The sequence below is a fragment of the Gordonia sp. C13 genome, assembly GCF_023218005.1.
Taxonomy (GTDB): domain Bacteria; phylum Actinomycetota; class Actinomycetes; order Mycobacteriales; family Mycobacteriaceae; genus Gordonia; species Gordonia namibiensis.
The window spans coordinates 1-15,886 of record NZ_JALPSY010000045.1 but is presented as its reverse complement, the minus strand read 5'-3'; the positions used below and the strand labels follow the sequence as shown (position 1 = coordinate 15,886).

18 protein-coding genes and 1 pseudogene are annotated in these 15,886 nt (G+C 61.6%); 7 read left to right on the top strand and 12 right to left on the bottom strand.

Features of this window, described 5'->3' with window-relative positions; translation table 11 throughout:
• From M1L58_RS22650 to M1L58_RS22600, 11 genes and pseudogenes are all read right to left on the bottom strand, one after another.
• A pseudogene (locus M1L58_RS22650) lies at positions 1 to 136 on the bottom strand (IS21 family transposase); the annotation flags it as partial.
• 408 nt (positions 137 to 544) lie between these two features.
• The gene (locus M1L58_RS22645; protein ID WP_248660559.1) at positions 545 to 2,188 is read right to left on the bottom strand and encodes a long-chain fatty acid--CoA ligase; all 1,644 of its coding nucleotides are present in this window, start codon (positions 2,186 to 2,188) and stop codon (positions 545 to 547) included.
• Between the two features lie 29 nt (positions 2,189 to 2,217).
• The gene (locus tag M1L58_RS22640) at positions 2,218 to 2,910 is read right to left on the bottom strand and encodes a hypothetical protein (protein WP_154884446.1); all 693 of its coding nucleotides are present in this window, start codon (positions 2,908 to 2,910) and stop codon (positions 2,218 to 2,220) included.
• A 43-nt stretch (positions 2,911 to 2,953) separates the two neighbouring features.
• Positions 2,954 to 3,910, bottom strand: coding sequence for an MlaD family protein (locus M1L58_RS22635; RefSeq protein ID WP_154884445.1), 957 nt, complete (start codon positions 3,908 to 3,910; stop codon positions 2,954 to 2,956).
• Positions 3,907 to 4,950, bottom strand: coding sequence for an MlaD family protein (locus M1L58_RS22630; RefSeq protein WP_006902456.1), 1,044 nt, complete (start codon positions 4,948 to 4,950; stop codon positions 3,907 to 3,909). Before M1L58_RS22630 ends, M1L58_RS22635 begins: the two co-directional genes overlap by 4 nt.
• Positions 4,947 to 6,008: an MlaD family protein gene (locus M1L58_RS22625; RefSeq protein ID WP_127963144.1), complete on the bottom strand. Its 1,062-nt coding sequence runs from the start codon at positions 6,006 to 6,008 to the stop codon at positions 4,947 to 4,949. Before M1L58_RS22625 ends, M1L58_RS22630 begins: the two co-directional genes overlap by 4 nt.
• A complete protein-coding gene (locus tag M1L58_RS22620; RefSeq protein WP_127963143.1) occupies positions 6,002 to 6,997 on the bottom strand; it encodes an MlaD family protein in 996 nt (331 codons plus the stop codon). Before M1L58_RS22620 ends, M1L58_RS22625 begins: the two co-directional genes overlap by 7 nt.
• The gene (locus M1L58_RS22615) at positions 6,994 to 8,007 is read right to left on the bottom strand and encodes an MlaD family protein (RefSeq protein WP_127963142.1); all 1,014 of its coding nucleotides are present in this window, start codon (positions 8,005 to 8,007) and stop codon (positions 6,994 to 6,996) included. The genes M1L58_RS22620 and M1L58_RS22615 overlap by 4 nt, the downstream gene beginning before the upstream one ends.
• On the bottom strand, positions 8,004 to 9,041 hold the full coding sequence (locus tag M1L58_RS22610) for an MlaD family protein (protein ID WP_127963141.1): 1,038 nt from the start codon (positions 9,039 to 9,041) through the stop codon (positions 8,004 to 8,006). Before M1L58_RS22610 ends, M1L58_RS22615 begins: the two co-directional genes overlap by 4 nt.
• A 9-nt stretch (positions 9,042 to 9,050) precedes the next feature.
• On the bottom strand, positions 9,051 to 9,914 hold the full coding sequence (locus M1L58_RS22605) for an ABC transporter permease (RefSeq protein WP_006369623.1): 864 nt from the start codon (positions 9,912 to 9,914) through the stop codon (positions 9,051 to 9,053).
• Positions 9,915 to 9,924: 10 nt separating this feature from the next.
• Positions 9,925 to 10,659 carry an MlaE family ABC transporter permease gene (locus M1L58_RS22600; protein WP_005194985.1) on the bottom strand — a complete coding sequence of 245 codons (735 nt, stop codon included), beginning with the start codon at positions 10,657 to 10,659 and terminating at the stop codon, positions 9,925 to 9,927.
• 255 nt (positions 10,660 to 10,914) lie between these two features.
• Here M1L58_RS22600 and M1L58_RS22595 point away from each other — a divergent pair, with 255 nt between their 5' ends.
• A complete protein-coding gene (locus M1L58_RS22595) occupies positions 10,915 to 11,391 on the top strand; it encodes a PaaI family thioesterase (protein ID WP_006902447.1) in 477 nt (158 codons plus the stop codon).
• Positions 11,392 to 12,133: 742 nt separating this feature from the next.
• Positions 12,134 to 12,544 carry a DUF4192 family protein gene (locus M1L58_RS22590; protein WP_227026549.1) on the top strand — a complete coding sequence of 137 codons (411 nt, stop codon included), beginning with the start codon at positions 12,134 to 12,136 and terminating at the stop codon, positions 12,542 to 12,544.
• 20 nt (positions 12,545 to 12,564) lie between these two features.
• Here the strand turns inward: M1L58_RS22590 and M1L58_RS22585 are convergent, their stop codons facing one another.
• Entirely contained in the window at positions 12,565 to 12,720 is a 156-nt protein-coding gene (locus M1L58_RS22585) for a hypothetical protein (RefSeq protein ID WP_164905327.1), read from the bottom strand.
• Between the two features lie 290 nt (positions 12,721 to 13,010).
• On the opposite strand from M1L58_RS22585, the gene M1L58_RS22580 reads away from it, so the two are divergent.
• From M1L58_RS22580 to nrdH, 5 genes are all read left to right on the top strand, one after another.
• Complete coding sequence (locus M1L58_RS22580; RefSeq protein WP_154884443.1) at positions 13,011 to 13,205, top strand: hypothetical protein; 195 nt, start codon at positions 13,011 to 13,013, stop codon at positions 13,203 to 13,205.
• 27 nt (positions 13,206 to 13,232) lie between these two features.
• Complete coding sequence (locus M1L58_RS22575) at positions 13,233 to 13,664, top strand: hypothetical protein (RefSeq protein WP_127963138.1); 432 nt, start codon at positions 13,233 to 13,235, stop codon at positions 13,662 to 13,664.
• Between the two features lie 87 nt (positions 13,665 to 13,751).
• Positions 13,752 to 14,249: a hypothetical protein gene (locus M1L58_RS22570; RefSeq protein ID WP_248660558.1), complete on the top strand. Its 498-nt coding sequence runs from the start codon at positions 13,752 to 13,754 to the stop codon at positions 14,247 to 14,249.
• Positions 14,250 to 14,282: 33 nt separating this feature from the next.
• Entirely contained in the window at positions 14,283 to 15,281 is a 999-nt protein-coding gene (locus tag M1L58_RS22565; protein WP_127963136.1) for a DUF3560 domain-containing protein, read from the top strand.
• Positions 15,282 to 15,657: 376 nt separating this feature from the next.
• Positions 15,658 to 15,886, top strand: a 229-nt coding sequence (gene nrdH, locus M1L58_RS22560; protein ID WP_248660557.1) for a glutaredoxin-like protein NrdH, incomplete at its 3' end; no start/stop codon positions are given.

The following is a 15,886-nucleotide window of genomic DNA, read 5'->3' as shown; positions in this document are numbered from 1 at the left end:
GCCCCGGTGAGCGCGCCCCGGTCAGATACGCCCGGATCGTCTTGCGGTCATGTCCGGTATGGCGGGCGATCGCCGAGATCGACCACCCCCGTTTGCGTAGTGCGTGTACTTCCACATCGTCCTCCCATGTCAACATGAGAAAGCGGGCCTCCCTGGAGCTGATGCGTGGTCAGAGACCATCAGCATCTCGGGAGGCCCGCCCTCGCTGGCGGAGCCACACGGGTGGGGAATTTAAGTGAGCATCACTGGGGAATTTCGATGAGCGCCGTCAAGTGCTGTTGCGCATCCTGGATTCGGCGGCCCTGCGGGCGGCGACCATGCAGTTGTGTGGGGACAACGCGACGACTTGCCCAGCTTAACGCTGGTGCGAGCGACGGTGCTGTGCCATCAAGGAGGTGTCCATCGGCAGACGCATCGCTCCAAAAGAGCTTGTCAAAAGAATGAGTGCCCACCGAACGCTAACGGCGTCGGTGGGCACATCTGCGCCCTATCTCGGCGGTGTCCTATCTCAGCCAGTGTGACGTGAAGCCAAGCCTGTGCGTCGCTAGTTCTTCGATACAACGAGCAGCTCGCCCTGCTCATGTTGTGCGCGTAACATCTTCTTGTCGAACTTGCCCACGCTCGTACGCGGCACCTGCTCCACGAACGTCCAGTTCTTCGGGATCCACCAGTGCGGGATTTCTTCCGGGCAAGTTTCTAAGCACCACTTGTGGAGCGTGTCAGCCGACACCTTGCGACCCGGAGCCGGAACCACCACGGCGAGAGCTGTTTCCTGCCATCTGGGGTCGGGCATCGCGACAACCGCGGCCTCAGCGACATCTGGGTGCGACATGATCCAGTTCTCGAGCTCCACAGACGAGATCCATTCGCCCCCTGACTTGATGACGTCCTTGGATCGATCAGTCAGCGTCAGGTACCCGTCCGGGCTGATGTGTCCCACGTCTCCGGTCCGCAACCAGCCATCCCGAAACCTCTCGGCGTCCTCGAGCCGGTAGTAGCTGCCTGTGACCCACGGACCCCGCACTTCGAGTTCACCGACGGACTTGTCGTCACGGGGAACAGGCAGACCGTCCTCGTCGATGAGGCGCATCTCCACCCCGCAAATTGCCCGTCCCTGTCGCTTGCGGTAAGACAATTCCTTTGTGGGGCTGATCCCGGCGGGAGGCCGACCTACCGCTGCAAGCGGGGACGTCTCAGTCATACCCCACGCCTGGATAATCTGTACGCCGAAGCGGTCCGCAAACCCTTCGATCAACGACTGCGGCACGGGAGCTCCACCACAGGCGACAAGGTCGATTGATGACAAGTCGACACCCGGATTCGCGATACCGTACTGAAGAAGATCGTTCCAGATTGTCGGTACTGCTCCTGCCTTCGTGGGGCGATGCTGTTGGATCAAGTCGGCGAGCGGCGCCGCTTGAAGGTATCGATCAGGCATGAGCAAGTCCGCGCCGGCCATCAGCGACGCGTAGGGCAGACCCCAGGCGCTGGCATGAAACATCGGCACGACGGGAAGTACACGATCGGCTTCTGCGATCGCCAGAGCGTTACCAGTACACGCTGCAATGGAGTGCAGAAACACCGAGCGATGACTGTAGACGACCCCCTTGGGATCGCCTGTAGTGCCGCTCGTGTAACACATACCCGCAGCCGACCGCTCGTCGGGATCGACCCAAGAGAACACTGGGGATTCCGCTGCGAGCGCGTCATGGTATCGCATCACGGTCACGCCGTGGCCGTCGAGCGGGGAGGTGTCGCCGTCGCCGGTAACGAACACAACCCGAACCGTCGCCAAGCCCGGTAAGACCGCCGCCAACAACGGCACCAGCGACCCGTCCACAATGATGACCTTGTCTTCGGCGTGGTTCGCGATGAACTGCAGCTGAGCCGGTGACAACCGGATGTTCAGCGTATGCAGCACCGCGCCCATCGCGGGTACCGCAGCGTACGCTTCGAGGTGCTCCTGGTTGTTCCACAGCATGGTTGCCACGCGGTCGTCGCCGACCACGCCGACCCGGCGCAGAGCATTCGCCAGACGTGCGCATCGCTCTTCGAGATCGCCGTAGGTTGCGTACCGGGCAGAGTCGCTCGCGGAATAAGTAATCACCTGCCTATCAGTATGATTGGTTGCGACGTGACGCAGTATCGATGACACTGTCATCGGCACCTCCTGCATGGTGCTTTTCATCAAATTCTCCTTTCGCGGCGGACGCTGGATCATTCGGCAGGTCCGTAATCCTGGATCTGCCAGCCGTTCTCGGTCTTCAGCACGACTACTTTCAACAGTGTGGGGAGTTCGCTCGAGTGAGGGTTCTGAACATTCTGGGTCTTCTGGGTGGCGAAGACCAGCACCGTGTATTCCCCCCGGTTCTCGCTGGCGCTGCCGGTGACACTGGTCGCCAGTACGCGTCCCGACGCTTGGACCTTGGCCTGTTTCATGATTTGGGTCAGGGTGGGTTCGACATCGTCGTATCGCTTGACCAACGCATCGCTGGCATTCTCTTTCACTTCGGTAAAGAATGCGCCGGTGTTTTGGTAGCTGTAGGTGAGCGACTTTGTGGTGTAGTCCGATGCTGCCTGCGCTGCCTGCGCTCGTTGTGTGGCGGCGTCCTCCACGGACGTCTTTGCTTCCCTCATGTCAATGTAGAGGTAGGCAAAGAGTCCGGCCAGCACCGCGAGTACCGCCACTAGAGCGCCGACGGCCACCACCTGGAGGCGTGCTGATCCCCAGCGCTGCGCGGCCTCGGATGTCGTGGGGCTTGCGTCGTCGTGCGAGGCGGAAACATCCTGTGACGTCGCAGGTTCTGTGGCACTAGTGGCGTCGCCGCGGTCTGCCTTATCGGAAGCCGTAGTCAGCTCATTTTCAGTGCCGCTGTCCTCGGATTCTGATCCGTTGTCGTGTGCGGTCATTTGCTGCCTTCTGTAAATGCTGGAGTAGGGGGAGACATCGGTGTCAGCGGGGTGATGGCGTGACGGCGATCGGGATTTGCGCCTGTCCCCGATGGGACGCGGGGAATGTTCGCGCCAGGAGATCACCGATCGATCCGAAGTCGACGTATTTGTCTGCGACTTTCGCCGTCGCCGGTTTGACCGCGCGGGTGATGGCGACAATGTCGGGCTGAAGTATTTGGATGTAACCGCTGAGCTTTTCCACTAGCTTCAGGATTGGTGGCCATTTGTCGTAGGACGTAGAGGTGAAAACGATGAACGCACGTTGGATTCTCGCCAAACCGTCGACGGCATCCGGGGTCCGGACCGACGCGGTACTGAGCACACCGCCCACGTTCGACATGAGGCCCAGGAGGAACTCGGCATTGTCCGCGGTGGTACGGACCGCACCGTCGTCACCGACGAAGTCCACGAGGCGGTGAATCATGTCTCCGATCGTGTCGAGGTCCTTTTGCCGGCCGTCGACTGCCGCGGAGATCGTTTCGTTGATGGTCTGAATCGATGCTGGATCGAGCGCGTCGGCCACTGCCGACATTTTCGGGAGCACCTGGGGAACGGATTGCGACACGTGGATGGCGCTGGCGGGCACTAGGTCCCCACTACGCAAGTACTCACTGGTGGTGGTATCCGGTGGGATGAAGTTGATGTATTGCTCTCCCGCGACCGAGAGGTTCTGGATCGTCATGACACTGCCGCGAGGGATCTTGTAGCCGGAGTCGATGGACATGTCGACGGCGAGCTGATTATCTGTGACGCGAATAGATGTCACCTTGCCCGCCGGCACCCCCTCTAGCATCACCGGCGATGTGTCGAGCAGGCCGCCCGAGCTCTTGAGTATGGCCGAGATCGTGTAGTCGGAGCGGAACGGGTTTATTCGTGCCACGTCGATGGTCAGGTATGTTGCTCCGACGAGGAAGACGACGACAAGGGCAACCAGGGATACGACGGTGCTGCGGATCATGGCATCATTCCGATCGCTCGCAATACGTTAATGAACGACCCGGCATCACGTCGGGCTAGATCTTGGCCGTCGATAGACACGTCGGAAACGTTGATATCTGGCGAGCTGACGAATGGGATGAGCTTCTCGCGTATTACACGCGTCGCCTTGTCGGAAACATCCTTGGAGTAGATGTCCGAGTACGCGATGGACGCGATTACCGGCGCGATCGCTCCTACCGTTTCCTTGATGCGGGAATACTCAGGGTCGACGATACGGCCGGCAGATACTGCGAAGTCGCGCAGGTTGGCGATAAGTAGCGCGACGTCAATTAGCGAATAGCCCAGACCATAGAAGTTCACTCCCCCCTTGGTCAACATTCGGTCAGTACCTGACGGGTCGGCCAGGATCACTTTCAGTGTGCGATCGGCCGACTGCAGGACTACGTCGAGTTTGTCGGTGTTGGCGGACACCTCAGACACGGTGCGCAACGTCGTGCGGTAAAGCGTATCGAATTGGGCGGGGTCACTCGGAAAGGTCGAGTTCAGTGTCGATATCGCGGTATGGATTTTATCGAGTTCACCCCCGCCCAGTACATTAGCCATCCCCCGCATCACGTCCTCGACGTTGGCAGCCGGTTCGGTGCGTGAGAGAGGTATTACCGATCCCGCGTGCAGCAAGGCTTGGGTGGACTGCTGTGCGGGGGGAAGGATGGCCACATAAATCTCGCCCAGGAGAGTGTCTTGGCGGAGTTCCGCGCGCGAATCTTCCGGCAGTTGGGCGTCTTTATCAATTCGGGCGGCAACCAGCGCGTGGCCTCCGTCGTACGTGACGCTGGTGACGGCACCGACGTCAATCCCTCGAGAGAGGACTTTGGCACGGGCAGGCAAGTTCAGAGCACTCGTGAACTCGATCTCGATGTCGTAGCCGTCTCGGGCGGATGATCCGCCGATGGTCGGCGGGTTGTCGGCGTTGATGCTGCAGGCGGCGAGGGCGATGGTCGCTGCGAACAGCGTCACGATCGCGGCCGTGACACGACGAAGGTAGCCGTAGGTCATCATTTAGATTGCCCTCCGATCAAGTTAGCGATCATCGCCACTTCGTTACCCGTCCTGCAGACGCCGTTGACGGCGGGAGAGGTACACGCCGTTTTTAAGGTCTGCAGTGGGACAGACACGGCGAATGCCCGCAGGATCGACTTCGCATCCGGATGCTTGACGATGAGGTCAGCCGTTCGAGCGGCGACGGTCGCCAGGATGTTCTCTTGCTTGCCTACTTGCGCGAGGAGAGGGACCGCAGCATCACCAATTGCGAAGATCGGTGGACCGAAGTCGGACGCCAATCGCGACAGGATGGGGACGAAGGTACCTGCGTACTCTGTTGCGGCGCCGAATGTTTGGCCGAAAGCAACAATCACCTCGATTGCGCCGACGAAGTTGTCGAACAGCTGGGTCACCTCAGCACTGTTCTCGGTGGCAACACCGGTTAAGGTCGCGAGGTTGGCTACAATTCTGCGTATCTGACCATCACGCCGGGTCGGATCGTTGATCAGCGTGGCCGAGTCCTTGAGAATGCCAGAGATATCGCCCTGGGTTCCCTCCATGTTCTTGGAGACGAGCGTGAGCGCTTGGAGAATCGCATCGGTGTTACGCCCGCCGTCCTTGACGAGTTCATCAGAGAGAGTGCTGATCGCGTCGAGCGTTTGACTAATCCCCAGTGGAGTCCTGGTTTTGTTCAGTGGTATGCACTTAGCCGACTCGTAATGCTCTCCGCCGCGATAGGGATGGGTGAACTCGATTTGTCTTTCGGTGACAATCGAGGTGGACACTAGGGTGGCCCCCACATCCGCGGGAAGCGGCACGGTCTTGTCGATCCGCATGTCGACACGCACGCCCCTCTGGCCCTCCTCGTGAATGCCTACGACCCTGCCCACCTTCTTGCCGAGCATCGCGACGGAGTTGCCTTCGTACAGACCTGATGCGTCGGAAAACTCCGCACATAGTGGCCGCGTGTCGTCGTCGGCTGTCGCATAGTTGATTCCTACGGCCGCGATCACTACTGCCAGTGTGACGATGGTGGCGATCGGGATCAGATGCTGACGCATCCGCTCTGTCAGCATTTTTGATCACCACTCGGGATGCAGATGCGGACAGTCGGTTCAGGACTCGCTGGACCGACCTCTGGAGCGTCGAGAAGAATGCTCAGTCGTCTGGTGATCTGATCGACCTGGGTCAGCGCGTTTGCGTAGGCGGGCATCTGGGCCGACACCTTGTTTAGAAGGTTCTTGAACTGTTGTACCGATGGTTCTATTCCGTCGCGGTACGCGACAAGCGGTCGGGTCAGTAGCTTGAAAAGACGGCGCAGATAATCGAATCCGCTCTGGACGTTGGCGATGTCTGGTCCAAGGGTGCGGGCGAGGAAGCTGAGCTGGCGGAGGAAGTCCACGAGTACCTGCTTGCGGTTTGCGAGGGCGGCGACGTACTCATCGGACAACGTCATCGTCTTGTCGAGTTGTGCGTACTGACGTTGCAGTAGGTCCATCAGGCTGCTCGCGTTTTGCAGGGCATCAGGGATATTGGTGTTTCCGTCGGAGAAAGCATTCTGTAGCAGCGCCGCTGTGCGCCGTAGATCAACACCACGCACGTCACGGAACACCGGTGTGGTTGTCTCAAGCGTGCTGGAAATGTCGTAGGTGCTGCTTGTCTGCTCCAGTGGGATTGCACCGTCGAGGGCCGGCGGGCCTGAACCTGGGTCGAGGTCCAATACACGTCCACCGATAGGGGTGATGAGACGGACGTTCGCCGTCGCGTCCGACCGAACGGCAATCGAGTCATCCAGCCGGAATCGCACGGTGATGAACGTTCCGGTCAGGTCGACTGACGCGACCTTGCCTTTCCTGATCCCTGCGATACGTACCTGGTCGCCGGCTTCCAATCCGCCGGTATTGACTAACTTGGCACTGTAGATAGTTTGTCCGGGCGGTGAAATGTACACAGCACCCGCCACGACGAGGCCGGCCACCGTGACCATCGTAACGACTCCCGCCAGGATGAGGTCGCGCCGACGCTGCGGGCGGTGATGCGGACGGTTATCGAAGAAGCGGGTCACTGGCACACCACCAGTCGTTGACCCATCAGGGCGATCTGCGCTGTTCTCGGTAGGTCGAGCACTCCTCGGGCGCACCCTGCCGCCGAGGACGAAGGTGTCGCTTTGGATGTAGCTTCCAGGGCGTCCAGGAGTGGCTTCAGGAGAACGGCACCGTTCAGTAAGCTTTCTGTATCCCCTGGCTCCCGCACCAATCTCTGATAAATGGCCGCGAAGCTGGTGTCGTAGGTCGACTCGATCTGCTCACCGGAGAGCACAGTCTTCGCCATCGAACGGTTGACCTCCCGCAGCGAGGCCCTCAGGCGATCGCTCACGCGGCTGAACGCATCGACGATTGACCCCAATTTGTCTATCAGCTCGACCAGTTCGGCGGAGCGCCCCATCAACTGATCAGACACCTGTCCCAGGCTCGTCACAATGTTGGTGATGATCTCTGAACGCTGGTTCCCGTAATTGGTGATGTTCGCGACTTGCTTCATGACTGGTGCGATACCTCGACCGTCCCCCTGGGCGACCCGTAGCAGGTTCGACTGAAGCTCATTGATCTCGGCTGTATTCAATGTATCGAATACTGGTTTGAAACTGTTGAATAGTGTCGATACGTCGAAGGACGGGACGGTCTTGTCAAGTGCCACCTGTGTGATCGAGTCCTGGTCGGCGCCTTGTCCGGCATTGATGAGCTCCACATACCGTTGTCCCAGCAGGTTTTGGTAACGGACGGCGGCAGTCGTCGCGGGGGTAATCGAGACGCCGTCGTCAAGTTGGAAATGGACGATCGCTGTTGATCCCTTCAGGTCGACAGCCGTTACATATCCCACCTTCACTCCAGCGAGTCGTACCCCGTCGCGGGGCTTGAGTCCGGAAGCGTCGGCAAAAACCGCGGAACGCTGCGAACTCGAGGATCCTTCGTTGGTCGGCTGCAGAATGGCGATGATGACATATGTAAGGACGCCGATGACAGCGGTAAACGCGGTGATCTTAATGATTGTGGGTGTCAGAGACCTCAGAGTCATCCCGTGGGCCCCCCCATTCTCAATGCGTTTTGTAGAGCAGGTGAGGTCTGAACCACCAGTGCTAGCTGGAGCTGGACTCGGTCGCCGAATTTCGGCAAGGCTTTATCGATGCCGTCGAGGATCTGCGGGATCGTGTACACCGTGCGAACGAGCCCCGAGGCGGATCTGGCGACGGGCCGCGCTAGGTCAAGGCCGACGTCTAACAGCGCACTCAGGGCCGGGTAATTCTTGTCGAGCAGTCCGCCGAGTGCACCGAACAGAACCTTTCCCGTGTCGCCGAGATTGCTTTTCGTGCGATCGATGTTTTGTTGAGTGGCGAAAAAGTCAGCGATATCGACGTTCTTCAAGACGCCAGGGACGAACGGCGTCATGAAGTCGGCCACTCCGGTGGACAGATTGGCTGCAATTTCTAGGTCCTCCCCGACCGGCCGTTTCTGGACATCCCGCGTGAGCTTCGCGATCTGGAATACGAGTTTTCCGCTATCAGCAATTGCCTGCGAGTCCTCGACGATGAACCTCAACACCGCTTCAAACGAGGGCTGGTCCAGTGCCTCGACCAGCGTGGAGATCTTGCGAACAAGTGTTGACACCGAGGTCTGTTCAGATTGCAACCTGCTTACGTAGACACTCTCGCCGGAACCGATGGGCGGTCCGTGTCCAGGATCTACGATTTCCAGTGCCGTCGGTCCCAGTGCGTTTGCCGAAGTGTAATTCACCGTCATGCCCTGCCGGAGATCTAGGTCGTTGCCGGAACCGGTGAAGTTGATTTTGACCGTCGCGCCACGGTCTCGAACCGAGATGCTCGAGACCTCGCCCACGGTGAACCCAAGGTACTTCACCTCCGATCCCCCCTTCAACCCGTCGCCTATCGCGTCGGTGTTGATGGTCAACGACGTGTGATCGCTGAAGTCACCGTTAGCGTCACTTATCAGTAAGTAGGCAGCTATCGCGCCGAGGATTAAGAGGGCGACCCCCCGAAGGACCAGGTTCCCGTGCGATGGTTCGCGCCCGGACGGATCATGAAAGACAGCCACTGAACCCCCCTACCCAGAAATCCGTACGCCGGAATCGAATCCCCACATCAGAAGTGTCAGAATCATGTCCTCCACGACGATGACGATGAGGCTCGTGCGGATCGCTCGGCCGGACGCCCGGCCTACCCCCTCAGCTCCGCCTGTGGCGAAGTAGCCCTGATAGCTATGGATAATCACTACGGAAACGACAAATACAAGAACTTTGATGAGCGAGAAGATAAGGTCCTGAGGTTTGAGGAACTGGTCGAAATAGAAATCATAAGTGCCGCCGGATTGGCCGTGTACCTGTGTGACGACGAGCTTAGCGGCCGCGAATCCGAGAATAAGCGCGATGATGTACAAAGGAATCACGGTCGTGATCGACGCCACTACGCGAGTGCTGACGACGAAGGGAATGGGACGTACCGCCATAGCCTCGAGAGCGTCGATCTCCTCGGAAATGCGCATCGAGCCTATCTCAGCTGTCAACCGGCAGCCGGCTTGTGCTGCGAACCCGATCGCAGCGATCATTGGCGCAAGCTCTCGGGTGTTAGCGTAGGAAGAGATGAATCCAGTCAGTGAACCCATCCCTACGAGGTCCAGCGAGGCGTAACCCTGGATACCGATTGAGGCGCCGACGGCGATGCCGAGGATGGCGAGGACGATGGCCGTTCCACCACCGACCAAGACTGCACCTCTACCCCAGGCGAATTCTTGTATGTAGAGCAGGGTTTGGCGCCGGTATGTGGTGATGACATGGCGGATGCCGAGGACCGCGGCGATCACAAAGGTCGCGACGTGCCCCAAACGTTCAGGTACTTGTGCAACGGGCGCGATCACGGCACCGACCGGCCGGGTGGCGGCGGAGAACCTCCGGGAGGGAACGGTGGTCACGAGGCGTTTCTCATCCAATGGTTTGGGGGACGAACATGGTTGTTAGTTGCGTGATAAAGACATTGATCACGAAGCACGCGACGACACCCAGCACTACGGTGGCATTGACCGAGGTTGCGACGCCTTTAGGGCCGCCCTTCGTCGACAGCCCGCGGTGACAAGCAATCGTCACCACGACAAGTCCGAACACAAGCGATTTGCATAGAGCGACAACGATGTCGGTTACCGATGCGAACGACGCGAACGATGCGACATAGCTGCCGGGTGTGATGCCTTGGACATCGACGCTGATGGCGTAGCCCGCCAGCAGCCCGGTGAAGACGATCAGCATGCAGAGCATCGGCGCAGTGATCAACACAGATACGAACCGAGGTGCTACGACGCGCCTGGTGGGGTTGAGTCCGAGTGTCTCCATGGCGGCAATTTCTTCGCGAATCGTTCGAGCGCCCAAATCAGAGGCAATCGCTGATCCGGCCGCGCCCCCGAGTAGAAGGGCGGTAACGATGGGCGCTCCCTGTTGAATGATCCCGAGGCCCCCAGCGGCGCCAGCAATTGACGTGGCCCCAACTTGCTGAGTGAGGCTTCCCACTTGTACCGACACGATGACACCGAATGGCACAGCTACCAGAATCGCGGGCAGAGTCGTCACGACAATAACGAACCAAGTCTGCGATACGGCTTCGCGAAACGGAAACCGTCCCGTAGCAATGTCTACCGCTACCCACCGCAGGGCCTGGCCAGCCAAGCCGACTGTGTTACCAAAAGTGGCAGCGCCGTCCAGGATGTGGTTGGCGCCAGCTCTACTGGTGATGGCTATCTCCTCCCCCTAGGCGTGTGGTCTATGCCACTCATGCGAGTGTGCGTAATGGACAGTATCAGGTACTAGCGGTATTACCTATAGTGTCCATGGGCAGCCGTGTTTGGGGCCGGTTCCCCACACCTCATCGATCCCACACCCTGCTGCGTAGGTAGCGGGCTCAGACAAGGACAACGATCAGAGATGACCTCCGAAGCAAGACTGCCGGCGCACTCGTCCCAGTGCATGGGCTGCGGAAGCGACAACCCCCACGGACTTCAACTTGAGGTCTACCGGAGCGGCGAGCGGGTGTACGCCGATCACACCTTCGACGAGAAACACGTCGGCGCGCCAGGGTTGGCACACGGTGGCGCGATCTCGGCCGCCTGCGACGACATCATGGGTTTCACCCTGTGGATCGCGCGGACCCCCGCGGTGACCCGCACTCTGACCGTCGAATATCGCCGGCCGGTCCCTCTCCACACTCCCATGCGCCTCACTGCCTGGATTGACCACGAGTCGGATCGTCTACTGCACATCGCGGCCGCTGGATCGTTAGATGCTCAAACGTATTTCACCTCTAGCGGTGTCTTCGTCAAGGTCGACGTCGCTCATTTCCGACGGTATGCCGACGTATCAACAATCGATGACTTCTTCACCAACTTCACGCGGACAGACTGACGCCGCATCGGCCCATAGACCTGGAGAGAGATTGCGAGTGCCGTGTCTTCCCATTCCGGGTGAGTGCCGAGCTGATGGCACGAAGGGTTCCTGCTGGACAGGATGCCAGGCATGTCTGGACGAGTTGATCGTTGCCAAGGGAAGGTGATGTCTAGACCGCGTCAAAGTTTCTGGGACTAGGGCAAACTCGTCGTATCCAGTTCGGCTGAGATCGTATCCAGGGTCGGCTAAGAGCATGGCTAGACGAGTGCAGCCATTACCAATGGTCGCACGACAACACCGCCTGTCGATGAAGCCAAGGACAAGTGCCCCACGATCATCGACAGCGCCGTGACGACGCAAGACATATCACGCTCCCCAGCGCGCCAAAGCTGCCGCGCGGTACGCGGCCGATGACCTTGAATTGCTGCACGTGGTCATCGTGTTCATGCTGGGATAGCAGCGGCCGCCAGCTGAGTCGCTACACCAGCGCACCGGCAGCCTCGCCGCGCTCCGCATGTCAGTTTGCATTCGCGCATTGAGATCCCCGACTGCGGGGTTACGTCCGGTGTGGTTGCGTCGAGCCGTCTTGCTGGCTGTTTGGCTGTGCAGCAGTGGGACTGACGGCTGCGCCGTCACTTTGCGCAGTTCTGGCGGGAATGCCAGGAAGGGGATGAACCGATCCCACGCGCGGTCGAAAGCCTGTGTCGCACTCGGAATCGAGCTGCACCCCGAGCTCGCGGCCAAAGCCATCGTTTCGGCAATGGTGCACTGGCCCACCGAGGTCCCGAGCGAACTGTCTGCCCAGGTCGCCGTCATGATTCGAAAGCACCTCGTCTACCGGGATGCGTTGCTGCGTACCGCCGCCTATAACCCGCGCACCGCTGCCGCAGTGTTCACCGAACTGTCCCGGCCCCTGCGCGGCCGCGACCGGGCGAACGTGCTCACTTTGGCCGCCACCTGCCACTACCTCAGCGGCAACGGCGCCATGACCGGAATCATCTTCGACCACATCACCGAGACCACCGGAGGGCTGCCGAGCCTCGCGCAGCTGCTCGACAACGCACTACGCGCAGGCGTCACCCCCGGCAAGCTGCGCGACGTGATCCCCGACGCCGGCACGGTCGACGAGCTGTTTGGTGGCCACTTCCCCACCCCCGAGGACTTCGCCTAACCGGTGACGGGAGGCTCAGGTCAGAGGATCTGAGCCTCCACCCCCGGCGGCATCGCGTCACGCCACCAGAGGTCCACCGCCGGGGCGAGGTCGCGGGGCCGACCCTCGACAACCGCCTGCACCTCAGAGGGCAACGGCACCCACAGCTCCACCAGAGCACGTTCCACAGCAGACATACCCGTCACGGTAGCGGCCGGCGCAGCGGATCGGCTACGCCGAACAGCCCTGTTGGCCGAGCTCATCGCCCGGCACTGCCACATCGACCGGCCTGGCGGCCGGACTCGATCTGTGTGCGGCGTGCGCCGCACACGACGGGGGTTTGTTGCCCCCTCCCAGTCTCTTACCTCTGGTCGGCGCGGCGACAAGGGCCGCGAAAAACTTTCCCGCCCTACGGGTTCCAGGCCTGCGGCCCGGGCAACTTTTGTCGCTGTGAACACCCTTGCACCGGCCTCCCGCCGGCAACGAGATGGCAGGTGTCAAACAAACCAGCCGCCCGCAGAAGGGAACCCCGATGGCCCGCCAGACCCGCAACGGCACCCAGCGCGACGTGTTCACCCGCGCATCGCGCGCACACCAGAACCCCCACACCATTCGCGCCGCCAAGCGCCAGGCCAACCGCCAGGACCGCGCCGCCGCCCGCCGCGACTTCCACACCCACTGACCACCCGAACCCGAAGGAGCATCAACGATGACCACCAGCCGAGCAGCCCTAACCACCATCGCCGTGACCCTCAGCGACGGCACCACCGCCCGCATCATCGGCCGCGTCGACTCCTTCCCCGGCCACCCCGCCGCCGGAACCGCCGTCGAACCACTCACCACCGGCAACGCCGAAGCAGCCACCGACCACGACGCACCGCTGTTCGCGCTCGTCTCGGTCACCTGGGCAACCGAAGTGACCACCACCAACCCGAACACCGGCGTCAGCCGCACCGAATACGTGCCCGCGTTCCCCGGCATGCCCACCGGCACCAGCTGGTACCTCGCCCCCGTCACCCCCGGCGTGCACGGTTTCACCCTCACCGGCCGCACCGCCGCCGGACACCGCACCGCCACCCTGCCCGAGATCGCCGACCTCGAGGCACCCCGACAGGTGAAAGTCCACGACTTCCCCATCTGAACACCCCACCACGTCGGTTGCGGCTCGGCCGGCACCCGAAAGCCCCGAGCCGCAACCGATCACCACACCAGAAACGGAACACCCACGATGACCCCAACCTTGACCACCAGCACCGGCGCCTACAGCCCGGCCGCCGTACCCGCCGACTACGCCGCTACCCGCGCCGGCATCCTCTGGACCGCCGCGAACCTCGCCGCCGACACCCGCCGCCGCTACGGCCACCGAATGCTGCTCGACGTCGACCTACTCGCCTGGACCCTCAACACCCTCACCCAGCACCACCCACGCCGCGAACGCACCATCATCGCGACCTACCCCGCAGCATGCGCCGCCGCACGTCGAGCCGCCGCCGTCAGCAACCCCTACCTCACCCCGGACCTGCACGGTTCCCCCAACGCCTGGATGAGCTGGCAGCAGGCCGTCATCGCCCACGAAATCGCCGAGCACCGCCACCCCGGCCCGCAACTCTGGGCCATCTTCGCCACCGCCGCGACTCTCGCCAGCCAACCCGGCGACATCACCGAGGGACTACTACCCGGCCGCTGGCCCGACATCGACCGCCACCGCCCCAACCACACCCAGTAACCACCCCACACCCGAACCTGAAAGGGCACACCCATGACCGCAATCACCATCAGCCACACGGCCGCCGACGGCACCCTCGCCGACGGCATGATCCGAGGAGACGGCACCTACGAGATACTGCGCGCGAACGGTTTTCGCTGGTTCCGCAGCCTCGCCATGATGGGCATCGCATCCAGCCGCGACCGCCAACCCAACGAACCGAAGATCCTCCGCGCAGCCCGCGCCCTCGAGAACGCCGGCCACACCGTCACCCTCGACATCGACCGCGCCCACCGCGACCCGGCCCAGGCCGAAGCCGACCGCGCCGCCCGACAAGCCGCCCGCGTCGCCGCCCTCGAGAACAAGGCGCAGCGTCGCGCCGCCGACGCCGAAGCCGCATGGACCGCCGAACAGCAGGCCGCCGCCGCGCTCCCCCCAGGAGGCGAGCCGGTGAAAGTGGGACATCACAGCGAGCGTCGGCACCGTCGCGCGATCGACCGCGCTCACACCGCACTCGGCAAAGCTGTGGCCGCCGAGCAGGCCAGCACCCACGCCACGAACAAAGCCGCAGCCGCAGCGCACACCACCGAGCACCGCTACAACCCGGTGACCGTCGCAAACCGGATCGGCAAACTCGAAGCTGAGCAGCGCGCCGATCAACGCGCCCTCGACGGACACACCCGAACCCTGTTCACCGACAGCCGAGGCGTCAAACACGTCGAGACCACCACGGCCGCGACCGGCGACCACCGTGAACGCATCATCGCCCGCATGGCCGAGCGTGCCGATCAGATCACCTACTGGCACACCATCCGCGCCGCCCAGATCGCCGACGGACAGGCCGGCGACTACAGCCCCGACACCATCACCGCCGGCGACCTGGTCAAACTCCGCCATCACGGCTGGGTGCCCGTGCTCCGCGTGAACAAGAAGACCGTCAGCGTGCACACGCCAGCACCCTTCGGCGGCCGCCTGATCCGCCACACCGTGCCCTACGCCGAGATCCAAGGCCACCGCACGCCGAGCGACACCCCCGAAACAACCACCGCCTGACCTGCCACCCCTCAGGGGTTGGGAGGGAAGAGCGGCAGACCCCCCAGATGCAGCCCTCTTCCCTCCCCGATCCCACACCACAGCCGAAACGGGCACCGTGCCAACGGCGCTCAGTGAATAGCCGACACAAAACGTCACCCCGGGATTTGCCTGCATTGCCGAATTCTCATGGCGCCCAACTGCGCCCGAAGGGCGTCACAGCGCGGCGTAGCCGCTCCGATTAGGTGACGGCGAATATCAGGAAAAGCACCACCACCAGACACCCTCAGAACATGCTCTGAAGTGCGCAAATCCGTTGCGCTACAACGTAATACGAGGTACAATCGATGACGAGAGTACACCCCACGCGACGACACCAGAGAAGGGATCCCCCACCATGAGCGAGACCACCACGATCACCGTCTACACCAAGCCCGCGTGCGTGCAGTGCCACGCCACCTACAAAGCCCTCGACAAGCAGGGCCTCGACTACCAGGTGGTCGACATCAGCACCGACGACGCCGCCCGCGACTACGTGATGAGCCTGGGCTACCTGCAAGCGCCGGTCGTGGTTGCCGGCAGTGAGCACTGGTCAGGTTTCCGCCCTGACCACATCAAAGCGCTCG

Bases quoted from the DNA above. Each gene is read 5' to 3' on its own strand.
- M1L58_RS22565 (WP_127963136.1), top strand. From the start codon at position 14,283: ATGACCGCAATCACCATCAGCCACACGGCCGCCGACGGCACCCTCGCC.
- M1L58_RS22635 (WP_154884445.1), bottom strand. From the start codon at position 3,910: ATGATCCGCAGCACCGTCGTATCCCTGGTTGCCCTTGTCGTCGTCTTC.
- M1L58_RS22585 (WP_164905327.1), bottom strand. From the start codon at position 12,720: ATGTCTGCTGTGGAACGTGCTCTGGTGGAGCTGTGGGTGCCGTTGCCC.
- M1L58_RS22580 (WP_154884443.1), top strand. From the start codon at position 13,011: ATGGCAGGTGTCAAACAAACCAGCCGCCCGCAGAAGGGAACCCCGATG.
- M1L58_RS22630 (WP_006902456.1), bottom strand. From the start codon at position 4,950: ATGATGACCTACGGCTACCTTCGTCGTGTCACGGCCGCGATCGTGACG.
- M1L58_RS22645 (WP_248660559.1), bottom strand. From the start codon at position 2,188: ATGAAAAGCACCATGCAGGAGGTGCCGATGACAGTGTCATCGATACTG.
- M1L58_RS22640 (WP_154884446.1), bottom strand. From the start codon at position 2,910: ATGACCGCACACGACAACGGATCAGAATCCGAGGACAGCGGCACTGAA.
- M1L58_RS22590 (WP_227026549.1), top strand. From the start codon at position 12,134: ATGGTGCACTGGCCCACCGAGGTCCCGAGCGAACTGTCTGCCCAGGTC.
- M1L58_RS22615 (WP_127963142.1), bottom strand. From the start codon at position 8,007: ATGACTCTGAGGTCTCTGACACCCACAATCATTAAGATCACCGCGTTT.
- M1L58_RS22625 (WP_127963144.1), bottom strand. From the start codon at position 6,008: ATGCTGACAGAGCGGATGCGTCAGCATCTGATCCCGATCGCCACCATC.
- M1L58_RS22570 (WP_248660558.1), top strand. From the start codon at position 13,752: ATGACCCCAACCTTGACCACCAGCACCGGCGCCTACAGCCCGGCCGCC.
- M1L58_RS22575 (WP_127963138.1), top strand. From the start codon at position 13,233: ATGACCACCAGCCGAGCAGCCCTAACCACCATCGCCGTGACCCTCAGC.
- M1L58_RS22595 (WP_006902447.1), top strand. From the start codon at position 10,915: ATGACCTCCGAAGCAAGACTGCCGGCGCACTCGTCCCAGTGCATGGGC.